Below are 10,423 nucleotides of genomic sequence, written 5' to 3'. Positions count from 1 at the left end.
CTTCCGCGGCGAGATCCGCGACACCCGCTGCATGAGCGACCGGGTGGCCGCCGACAACAGCTACATCGAAGAGTGGTCGCCGGCCCTGGACCTGGCCATCCTGGCCCGCACCGTCCCGCTTATCTTCAGCGATCCCCGGGCCTATTAGCCCGAGCGACGCAGTTCCGGCGCTTTGGGGGCGCACGGCGTTTTGCGGATCGGCGCAGGCCGGATCCGCGGTACATGCCTTCAACTTCGTCCGCGACCTCGCGGAGGGCCCGGCAACCCAGGGAAGAACCCATGAACATCAGTCGCCGGCGCATCCTGCAGACCGCTGCGCCAATGATGATCCCGAGCGCGGCGCTGGCCGCGGTTCAGGACGCGCTACGCGGCCGTCCAGGCGCGGCCGGACTGGGGCCGACATCCTTTGTCGTCGGCGCCTATGCGCAGGATCCCGGCAGCATGGCGGCCTGGGCTGCGCGCGGCGTCAATACGATGGTCTCCCCCAGCGATGATTTCGCCGGCGGCAATGGACCGCTTTGGCGGCAGACGTGCCATCGCCTGGGTCTGAAGATGATCGTCGGCGGTCGCCATCGGTCCGATGGCGGTCTGACCTACGCTGCAGGAGCATCGAACGCGTTCGCCGCAAACCAGGACGACCCGCTGGTGATCGCCAATCTCCTCTACGACGAACCGGATATCCTGGGACCGCCGCTTGCCGCGCATGATGCGGAAGTGGCGTTCGCCCAGTCGGCGGGCAACACCAAGCCGTTCTTCGTCAACTACACGAACAACGTGACCGGCCGGGCTTACAAGTCGCTACGTCCCGCGACCTTTGTGAACTGGCCTTCCGCCCACTGGGTGAGCAGCGACAACTACGCCTATCAGACCGGCGACGTTTACGCCTTCGGCGATATCTACGGTGAAGACGGCTTCACGGGGCCCTTCTCCACGATGAGCGGCCACGCGGCGCGGGTGCTCTATGCGGGTCCGCTGCACGGCGCGCCGATCGCCCACCCGGGCCGCCCGACGTTCCAGTTCCTGTCGACCAGCCGCATCAACAATGGCGCACCCGCCGGCCAGCCATGGCGACGCATGACGGCGCGTCAGTACGGTATCCAGGCGTGGTCCTGCATCATCAATGGGGTCAGCGGCCTGCTGCATTTCTCGCACTACATGGCGGGTAGTCCCTCGCAGATCAGCGACGACACCAGCGCCGAGTTGACCAGCGCGATCGCGGCGATGGTCGCCAAGGTCGCGATCCTGCAACGCCAACCCGGCGGCAACGTGTTGATGGACGCCGTCGGGGGCGGACGTCGTTCCTATGTTCTACGCCAGGGAGCCTGGTCGGCGGGCGGGACGGCGGGAAACCCGATCTGGCCCGACAAGCAACCTAGCTTCGCCGCCCCGGTCGGCGACCAGATGCAGGCCTGGTTCGAGGGCGCGGAGGTCGCGGTTGGATCGGAGACCTACCGGCTGGTCCTGAACCTCCACGACAGCTTGCCCAAGATCCTGGACGATCGCCGCTGGGGCCTGGCGAAGGTCAGCTTCGCGCCCGGTCAGGTGAAGTGCTTCAAGGCCTCGGCGCCGACCGTGAACATCTTCTAGACAGCGGCGGCCTGCCGGCGTGGCCGACCTACCCCTAAAGGATGATTGGCTTGGCGCGGGGCGACGGGTTCCACGGCCCCTTGTGAGGCGGGTGTTTCTTTAGCAAACATGGATGCGCGGCGCTATCACAACCCGCAGTGACGATGGCCCACACGCCGAACCCCAGGATGATTAATGGCGAGGCGATGACGGTGCCGATGAGCCAGCACTTGCTCATCTAGGCGCGTCCGGCGCCTTCACGACGATAACTCCGTCCTGCACGTCCCATAGTTCCCGAACATCCGTCCCCTCCGGCAGCGTCAGTATTCCCGTCCAACTCGCGCCTCCGGTATGGCATGGTTCGATTTGCGGCGCGGGCGCACTGGTCTGCGTCATGGAGTGGTAGCCGGGCTACGACAGAACATATCGCCATATTCTGCTTGTTCGGTCGTGAAGCCACTGAGCCACGCGATTGCGTCACTCTCATCCATCCACTTGTCGGTCACGAATTTTGCGTCTCGCCCGGTGATCGGCCGAAAAGTATAGCCCCGCGCGCCCATGTTGCGCAGGCATTCAATGCCAAGGTCCCGGCGCCGCGCGCCGAACTCAAAGCTCAGATAGCGTGGATCGAAAGTCATACCTTGAAGGGCGCTCAACTCGAAGCCCTCGATATCTATCTTGATGAAATCGGGGAGACCGAACTTCCTGGCGACCTGATCTATTGTGTTGATTTCGACCTCGGCAACCCCGGTCCATGCGACCTCGGCATAGTCAGGTGATCCCGCGATCCAGTCGCTATCGGTGGAGAGCAGCGTGCTATATCCGGGCGTGGAGCAGATGTTCAGAACGGCCTTTCCAGGCTCCGCGCCGATGGCGTGCATGACCGGCAGAATATTGTGGTTCACCGAGATGGCGGCGAGCCGGTCAGCGTAGCCTGGGTTGGGCTCGATGGCGATTACTCGCGCTCCGCGGCTCGCGAACATCTCCGAATATTCACCCTGGTTCGCGCCAACGTCGAACACCGTGCCGCGGTGAGACCAGAACTGGCCATAGAAGTCTGCCATATCACGCATGTATCTGACATGGGCTCTCCTGAAGACCTTGCGATAGGCGTCCCGTGCGGCGGGGAACAAGCGTGAGCCCCTAATGCGATTATTCAAGGAGATCATGCCGAGTAGATGTCCCTGTAAGCGCGGCTGCGATAGGCGCGTTCGCGCTCATCGGGGATAGTTTTCCCAGCGCATCGTCCCAAAAGCGCCAATGCGACCGCACTGAGTGCGATTGCCAGAATGGCGCCAAGCGCTATGGCGGATATTAAAAGGGGCAAGTTCACAGCGGTTTTCCTCTCAAATAGGAGAGGCGGGAGCGCTGTTACCCGGCCGCTCCCACTCGCGCCAGGCCGCGATCCCTTGCGGGACGGATGAAACCTATCCGTCTAAGCGCCGCTGTCAACAATCCACACGCCCCGCGCGAGTGATCAAGCCCAAGAGGAGCCCGCAATGGCTACAGCCCAAAAGCCCACGCCGGCTGCCGAAGCCGCGCCCGCAGCGCCAATCCAGTCAGGACCGCCTCAGATCACCGTTGGCGCAGAGACCTACCGGCTCGTCCTGAACTTAGACGACACTAACTCGCACAGCCTGACCGACAGCGCCTGGGGCCTATCCGGCGTCAACTTCGCACCTGGCGAAGTGAAGTGCTTCAAGGCCTCGGCGCCGACCGTCGATATCTTCGGCCTGTAAGCCGACAGCCCGCCAGCGTCAGGTCCTGGAAGCCCCCGGCGCCCATGAGCGTGCCGGATCATCGTCGGTGACAAAGGGGCGTTTTATTTTGCGTGAGGATTGAGCTGTATAGAACCCGAGGCGGCCCGGCGCCCGGGCTCCCGCCTCGGCGCCGGGCCGCCTGCGCCATACCTCAGAGACCAGTCAGCTATGCATGTCGCGGTTTGCATCGTCGGTTTTAGAAATTCCGAAGATATCCTCGCTTGCGTTCGTGCGCTCGCCAGGTCGAGCCACAAGGATCTTGAGATCGTGATCTGTGAGAACGGGGGCGAGAGCGCCTGCGAAGAGATCGTGCGCGCCCTTCGAACTCTCGGTGATCTGGGGACCCTGCCGAAGGTCGTCTGTGAACCGATGAATCCCGGGTACGCAGCCGGGGTCAATCGATGCATGAACGAGACGCCGGCTGCGGATGCCTGGTGGATTCTCAATCCGGATACCCTTCCGGCTCCCGATGCGCTCGAGTTGATGTGCGTGCGGCTCTCCCGCGGCGACTGCGACGCGGTGGGCTGCACGTTGCGGAACGGCGCCGGCCAGATCGAGTCCCGCGGCGGTCGCTGGAATCCCTGGCTCGCCCGCGCGATCTCGCTTGACGCTGGAAACCAGGCCGCAGCTCCGGCGAGCCTCTCCTACCTGAGTGGGGCGTCGATGCTCGTTGGCCGTCGCTTCCTGGAGCGCGCCGGGCCGATGCGCGAGGACTATTTCCTCTACGGCGAAGAGGTCGAATGGTGCCTGAGGGCCAAGGCCCGGGGCGCTCGCCTGGCGGTCGAAAACGACGCACAGGTCCAACATGCGCAGGGCACCACCACGGGATCGGTCGGGGCGGTGACGCAGCGCAGCCGTCTGGCCGTGTTCCTGGATGAGCGAAATAAGATATTGATTATAAGGGATTGTTTCCCAAATCTGCTGCCCGTGGCGAGTGCAGGGTCCCTGGTCATGCTGTTCATGCGGTTTGCGCGGCGCGGGGCCTGGGCGCAGTCCCGCTATGCGTTGCAAGGTTGGTGGGACGGGCTGCTGAACCGCCGAGGCAAGCCGTCATGGGTGGCTGCGTAGCGTCCGTCCTGAGTCAGGCGGGCACGATGGTCGAGCGAAGGAACTGGATCAGTTCTGACGGATCGCTCGTCGCCATCACCGGCTTGCGAGTCCGGGCTTGGATGAGCGCCGCCCGGAGCTCGTCGACATTGTCGGCCTTGAGCACGAGACCGCGTTCGACGAAGGCTTTCACGATCTCGGCCTGGTGATCGTCGTAGTGTTCGCCCAGCCGGGCCAGACGCGGCATGGCGATGACTTGGCAGCCTTCGCGCAGGGCGGTGATGAGCGAGCCTGTCCCGCCGTGGCAGACCACGATCGACGCGTCCCGAAGGATAGACCTCACCTCGTCGAACGGGAGGGATTCCACCACGGTGAGGTCCGCCGGCGTTTTGCCGCCAATCCCCGTCTGCACGACAATCCGCTCCGGGATTGCGCCCTCTTTGTGGAGCTGAGCCACAGTCTCAACGAGCCTGTCGAACGGGAGGGTCGCGCCCACCGTCACGAACATCAGAGGCTGCTTCGGCGGAGGCTCGCCCTCGAGGACGCGCATGGGGTCGAAGACATGGGCTTTGGGGAAGGCTGCCTTCAACCCCTGCGCTTGGACGACCATGTCATCTGCGAGAGGCCCCGCGAGCTTGCCGAATAGCGAGGGCGCTTCAAAGCGCGCCAGGGAATCGATGATGACGATACGGGCGCCCAGGATCTTGGCCCATAGGACGGTCGGATAGACTGCGCCCGCGCCCTCGCTGACCAGGACCGTCGGGCGTTCGCGCAGAATGATCCGCGCGGACAGGAAGAAACTCTTGAAGGCCGCGGCGAGCATCCGGAACGGGGAGCCCAGCCGCACCTGGCCCCATGCAAAGTGGGGCAGGAGGTAGGTGCGGTGCTGGCCCTGAAGCGTCCGGCCGAGCGCCGTGTCCTCCGTGACGAAGAAGAAATCCTGGTCGTGCCAGAAGGGCTCGAGGTCCAGCAGCTGGCGGACGTGGCCGCCGCCCGATCCGGCAAGGCAGATCCTGACCGGCCGCCGCGGCGATTTGGATCTTGATGAGGGTGGGTTTCCCGAGCCAGCCATGTCCCTACGCCTCGTATCGAATTGCTGGCCCGCCGTCACCGGATGTCGCAAGTCGGCGCGCGCATGGCCGATGACGCCGGCTTCTTCAGTGTAAATGGGCCGGAAAGTCCTAACCTTGCGTGGATGCCAGGGGCCGACGGCGTTGCCTGGTCCGGGATCAGGGCGCGCGTCTTCGCCGCAGATGATTTGAGCAAACGCCGAGCATCATGATCGGGCCTGCCGCCGACGACCCGCAATTATGATTTGTTCATGGAATCCGACAACCTTGCCTCCTAGTGTCCGGACCCGGGGCCGACGTTCGGAAAACGGCTACGTCCGCAGCGACGGCCGGTCCGAATGAGGCCGCGGATGGAGGGGCATCCGCGAACAGTTTGAAGGATTCGGTCCTCTGGTTTCGGTCATTATCCCGGCTTACAACGAGGCTGCGGTCATCGGCCGATGCCTGGACAACCTGCTGAACGGGGGTGGCCCGAGCGGGTTGGAGATCATCGTAGTCTGCAATGGCTGCTCGGATAATTCGGCCGAGATCGCCCGTAGGGTCGGTCCTCCGGTCCGGGTCATTGAGACGGACGTTCCGTCAAAGACCAACGCGCTCAACCTCGGCGACGCCGCGGCGACGGGTTTCCCGCGCATCTACCTGGACGCTGACGTCATCCTCACGGGCGAGGCGGTGGGCCGGTTGGCGGCGGCGGTGACCGAGGGCGGGGCGCTGGCGGCGGCGCCAAAGCCGATCGACGTGTTCCTGCCCGGGACCGCCTGGTCCGTGCGGGCCTTCTACCGCCTGTGGACCGCTTTGCCCCACATCCAGGAAGGCATGATCGCAGCGGGCGCCTACGCCTTGAGCGAGAAGGGGCGCTCCCGTTTCGACGCCTTCCCGGACGTGATCGCCGACGACGGTTTCGTGCGCCTGCTGTTCGAACCCCACGAGCGCGTTCAGACGGCCGACGCCTTCAGCCAAGTCATTGCGCCGTTGACCTTGGATTTCCTGCTGAAGATCAAGACAAGAGGCCGTCTTGGCGTCTTGCAACTTCGCGAGAAGTTCGCCGATCTCACGGACAGAGAGGCGAAGACGAAGAACTATGCTGCGGGAATCGCGACCCTATTGTCTCGCCCTTCCCTCTACTTGACGACGCTGCCCTATGCCTATGTTACGGTTGTGTCCCGACGGAGAGCGCTGGCGCAACTCGACAGCCTGGCCAAGTACACCTGGGAACGCGACGACTCGTCACGCGATGTGAAGGACTAGACAGTTCGACAATGGCGCTGTGTCGCTTCGATCCGCGCCTCGTGGATCGGGCCGTGCGTCGTCTTGGATTCGGAGATCGACCTAGGTGTGTGGGATCGCAGGCTACGTCGACTTTTCGCGTGATGCGGTCGACCAGCACATCCTGTCTGCGATGACGCGGGCTTTGGCGCGGCGCGGACCCGATGCGTCCGGCATCTACACCAACGGTCCCTGCGGGCTTGCACACACCCGGCTGAGCATCATTGACGTTGCGGGCAGCTCCCAGCCGATGGCTCTTCCAGGTGGCGATGTGACGATCGCCTACAACGGTGAACTCTACAATTATCGCGAACTGCGCGGCGAGCTGGAGGCGACCGGCGAACTGTTCCGCACCCATGGCGATACAGAGGTCGTGTTGCGGGCGATCGGCAAGGAATGGACGGCCGCCTTGCCGCGTTTCGACGCGATGTTCGCGCTCGCCGCCTGGGATGGGCCGCGGCAACGCTTGCTTCTGGCGCGGGACGCGGTGGGCGAAAAGCCGTTGTTCTACGCCACGCCTTCGCCGGGGGTCCTGGTGTTCGGCAGCGAGATAAAGGCGCTGCTGGAGCATCCGCTGGTCAATCGCGATCTCGATGAGGATGCGCTGCGGCAGGCGCTGAGGTTCCGCGCGGTCTACGGCCGCGACGGCCTAAGCCAGGGCGTCCGCCAGCTCGAGCCCGGCGCATGGCTGACGTTCGATCGGGAAGCCGGCGTCACGACCGGGCGGTTCTTCAACCTCGCCGACGAGGTCGCTCAGGTTCGCCGCGGGATCCGAGGCGTCGACGACGAGGAACTGATCCGCCGCGGCCGCGACCTGTTCATGGATTCGGTGCGTCAGAGGCTGCTGGCCGATGTGCCGGTCGGCGCCTTCCTGTCCGGGGGGCTCGACAGCAGTCTGATCGTGGCCGCGATGCGCGGGCTTCGCGCGCCCAACGAACAGATCCAGACCTTCTCGGTCGGTTTCGCCGGCGACCCACACAGCGAGTTGAAGTACGCCGAGACCGTCGCCGACGCCTTCCATACCCAGCATCGCCCCGTGCTCGTCGGCCCTGACGCCTATATCAGCCGCCTTGCCGAGTTGTCCGCCTGCCGCGACGGCCCCGTGAGCCAACCGGCTGACGTCGCCATCGCGGAGATGAGCCGGCTCGCCAAGGAGTCGGTCAAGGTGGTCCTCTCTGGCGAAGGGGCCGACGAGATCTTCGCGGGCTATCCGAAACATGGTTTCGCCGATCCGCCCTGGGCGATCCGCAGCGCCCTGACGATCCTGCAGCCGGCCAGGGCGGCGAAGATCGCCGGGATGCTGGGCCTCAACAGCCGGCGCGCGCTCGTGGCGTTTCGCGCCATGGCCGGGGCGAATGAGATCGACCGGCTCGTGCAATGGTTCAGCTATTTCGACCGCGACGGCTTGCGCGACCTGTTCCCCGGCCTCGGCTGGTCGGACAGTGAAATGACCCGCTCGGCGGCGACCCAGGCCGCGGCGCTTGAAGCCGTGGCGGGGGAGGGGCCGCTATTCCGAATGCAGGCCGTGGATTTTGCGACCTGGCTGCCCGGCAACATGCTTGAGCGCGGCGACCGAATGACCATGGCGGAAGGCCTCGAGGCGCGAATGCCGTTCCTCGACAAGGAGCTTGCGGCCTTCGGTATGGCGTTGCCCGACCGACTGAAGATCCGGGGCGGTGTCGGCAAGTGGATCGTGCGTCAATGGGCCAGGGAGCTCTTGCCGCCGGAGATCATAAACCGGCCGAAGTGGGGCTTCAGGGCGCCCCTGGCCGAATGGTTCCGAGGCCCGATGCGCGACATGCTCTACGGCTATCTGACCGATGGGAACGGTCTCGTGGGGCGCTACGGCGAAAAGGACGCGGTCCTCGAGCTCCTGCGCTCCAACGACACCGGCGAAGCCGACGCCGGCGAGCCCCTTTGGACCCTGCTCACCGCCGAAGTCTGGTACCGCGAGGTCTTCCTGGCGCGGCGGCTCGCGGCGGCGTAGTCGCGCCGGCGCTCCTACCGCACCGTCGCCGTATCCCCGAGCACGCAGGGCAGGGTCTTGATGATGATCGACAGGTCCAGCCAGACGGACTGACGCTCGACGTATTCCAGGTCCAGGGACACGCGGCGTTGGATGGCTTCGGTGGTGTCGGCCGGCCCGCGCGAACCGTTGATGGCGGCCCAGCCGGTGAGGCCGGGCTTCATGCGGTGGCGGTGGGCGTAGGACTCCACCAGCTTGGAGGCCTCCTTGCCGTTGGCCAGCATGCCGATGGCGTGCGGGCGCGGGCCGACCAGGGACATCTCGCCGCGGATCACGTTCCACAGCTGCGGCAGCTCATCGAGGCTGGTGCGGCGCAGGAAGCCGCCGACGCGGGTCACGCGGTCGTCGTTGGCGGTGACCTGACGCGCGGCGGCGTAGTCGGTCATATCGGTGCGCATGGAGCGGAACTTCCAGACCACCACCTCCTCGTTCAGATAGCCGTGGCGACGCTGCTTGAAGAGGATCGGGCCGGGGCTGTCGAGGCGGATGGCGATGGCGATGGCCGCCAGCGCCGGGGCCAGGACGATCAGGCCGGCGACGCTGAAGGAGACGTCGATCATCCGCTTCAGCAGGGCCTGCATGGCGCCGCGGCGCGCGCCGGCCAGGTGGGCGAGCGGCATGTCGAGCAGGCGCTCGTGCGCCGCCTGCTCGCTCTGCGGATCGTAGCTGTCCATCAACAGGCTGACGGCGTTGGGCACCGGCGCCAGCTCCTGGATCAGCTGGGCGATGCGCGCGGTGGCGCCGGACGGCACGGCGACGACGATGCGGTCGACATAGGGCAGCAGGCGGTGCGTCTGCACTGCGGAGGTCTTGCCCAGCACCGGGACGCCGAAGATGTGCCTGGGGCTGCGCGATCCGCGATCGTCGAAGATGCCCAGGATGTTGACGTCGCGGCTGGCCAGCGCGGCGGCGACCAGGCGCTCGGCGGCCGGCGTGGCGCCGACGATCATCAGGTTGGGGGTCAACAGGCCCTGGCGGCGCAGGCGGCGGATATAGGCGAACCAGGCGAGGTGGGAGGCGCAGAGCAGCGCCACGGCCGTCAGGCACCAGTCGACGATCTGCAGGATGTCCGGCGCCTTGTCCGCGGGCGCGACCAGGGACACGAAGGTCAGCATCATCAGCCCGCCGCCGCCCACCGCGCCGATCACCCGGTAAAGGTGGCGATGCAGGCGCTCCCGGGCGCCGAGCTGATAGGCTTCGAAGCTGACCAGGGCGGCCGCCACCAGCACCGAGGCGATGGCCAGCAAGACGGCGGCGCCGCCCATGCCGCCGCTCAGCCAGCGGACGAGGAATAGGCCGGCCAACAGCGCCAGATCGCTGAATTGCACCAGGCGAGCCAGGGTGTCGCCGCCCAGACGGGACCTGGCGGTGGCCAGGCGGGACGGCCGCAGTGGGCCGCGGCGGATTGGTTCGGAAGCTTCGCTCTGCGCGTTCAGAACGCCCGTATCGTACGCCATCTCAGCCCACCCACCTTTTTGTTGGCGGGAGAATGCCAGTTCCGGCTGAGCAAGCCGTTAATCGGGCAATGAATGCCTCCTAGGAGAGGCGGCCTAGCCCGGATATCTCACGGAAATAGGTGCATCGGGGCTCTGAATCTGGGAAAATACTTCTGCGACAAAGACTTAACCGTCAACAGAGGTGTTCCCCGATGCAGGCAGAGTGTAGCGCAGAACGGTTCGAGTTTGCAC

Annotated in this window: 8 protein-coding genes; 5 read left to right on the top strand and 3 right to left on the bottom strand. The window is 65.4% G+C overall.

Going from position 1 to position 10,423, the window contains the following annotated elements; all coding sequences use genetic code 11:
- The first annotated feature begins 279 nt into the window (after positions 1-279).
- On the top strand, positions 280-1,587 hold the full coding sequence (locus tag VHS75_RS20365) for a hypothetical protein (RefSeq protein ID WP_329640450.1): 1,308 nt from the start codon (positions 280-282) through the stop codon (positions 1,585-1,587).
- Positions 1,588-1,958: 371 nt separating this feature from the next.
- On the opposite strand, the gene VHS75_RS20360 is transcribed toward VHS75_RS20365, so the two are convergent.
- A complete protein-coding gene (locus tag VHS75_RS20360) occupies positions 1,959-2,639 on the bottom strand; it encodes an FkbM family methyltransferase (RefSeq protein WP_329640449.1) in 681 nt (226 codons plus the stop codon).
- A gap of 426 nt (positions 2,640-3,065) precedes the next feature.
- Here VHS75_RS20360 and VHS75_RS20355 point away from each other — a divergent pair, with 426 nt between their 5' ends.
- Together VHS75_RS20355 and VHS75_RS20350 are read left to right on the top strand one after the other, a co-directional pair.
- Positions 3,066-3,305, top strand: coding sequence for a hypothetical protein (locus VHS75_RS20355; protein ID WP_329640448.1), 240 nt, complete (start codon positions 3,066-3,068; stop codon positions 3,303-3,305).
- Positions 3,306-3,494: 189 nt separating this feature from the next.
- The gene (locus VHS75_RS20350) at positions 3,495-4,394 is read left to right on the top strand and encodes a glycosyltransferase family 2 protein (protein ID WP_329640447.1); all 900 of its coding nucleotides are present in this window, start codon (positions 3,495-3,497) and stop codon (positions 4,392-4,394) included.
- 13 nt (positions 4,395-4,407) lie between these two features.
- Here the strand turns inward: VHS75_RS20350 and welK are convergent, their stop codons facing one another.
- Positions 4,408-5,484, bottom strand: a complete 1,077-nt coding sequence (welK, locus tag VHS75_RS20345) for a beta-1,4-glucuronosyltransferase WelK (RefSeq protein ID WP_329640446.1) — start codon at positions 5,482-5,484, stop codon at positions 4,408-4,410.
- Between the two features lie 319 nt (positions 5,485-5,803).
- On the opposite strand from welK, the gene VHS75_RS20340 reads away from it, so the two are divergent.
- Entirely contained in the window at positions 5,804-6,691 is an 888-nt protein-coding gene (locus tag VHS75_RS20340; RefSeq protein WP_329640451.1) for a glycosyltransferase family 2 protein, read from the top strand.
- 85 nt (positions 6,692-6,776) lie between these two features.
- Positions 6,777-8,696 (top strand): asparagine synthase (glutamine-hydrolyzing), encoded by a 1,920-nt coding sequence (gene asnB / locus VHS75_RS20335; protein WP_329640445.1) that lies wholly within the window; start codon positions 6,777-6,779, stop codon positions 8,694-8,696.
- Positions 8,697-8,710: 14 nt separating this feature from the next.
- Here asnB and VHS75_RS20330 read toward each other — a convergent pair whose 3' ends face one another.
- Positions 8,711-10,192 (bottom strand): exopolysaccharide biosynthesis polyprenyl glycosylphosphotransferase, encoded by a 1,482-nt coding sequence (locus VHS75_RS20330; protein ID WP_329640444.1) that lies wholly within the window; start codon positions 10,190-10,192, stop codon positions 8,711-8,713.
- Between the last annotated feature and the right edge of the window lie 231 nt (positions 10,193-10,423).

The sequence above is a fragment of the Phenylobacterium sp. genome, assembly GCF_036264965.1.
In the GTDB taxonomy this organism is placed as follows: domain Bacteria; phylum Pseudomonadota; class Alphaproteobacteria; order Caulobacterales; family Caulobacteraceae; genus Phenylobacterium.
This window is presented reverse-complemented; position numbering and strand designations above follow the sequence as displayed.

What these genes read in the sequence shown, in the direction of transcription:
- VHS75_RS20365 (WP_329640450.1), top strand. Translation starts at nt 280, where the DNA reads ATGAACATCAGTCGCCGGCGCATCCTGCAGACCGCTGCGCCAATGATG.
- VHS75_RS20360 (WP_329640449.1), bottom strand. Translation starts at nt 2,639, where the DNA reads ATGCGTGATATGGCAGACTTCTATGGCCAGTTCTGGTCTCACCGCGGC.
- VHS75_RS20355 (WP_329640448.1), top strand. Translation starts at nt 3,066, where the DNA reads ATGGCTACAGCCCAAAAGCCCACGCCGGCTGCCGAAGCCGCGCCCGCA.
- VHS75_RS20350 (WP_329640447.1), top strand. Translation starts at nt 3,495, where the DNA reads ATGCATGTCGCGGTTTGCATCGTCGGTTTTAGAAATTCCGAAGATATC.
- VHS75_RS20330 (WP_329640444.1), bottom strand. Translation starts at nt 10,192, where the DNA reads ATGGCGTACGATACGGGCGTTCTGAACGCGCAGAGCGAAGCTTCCGAA.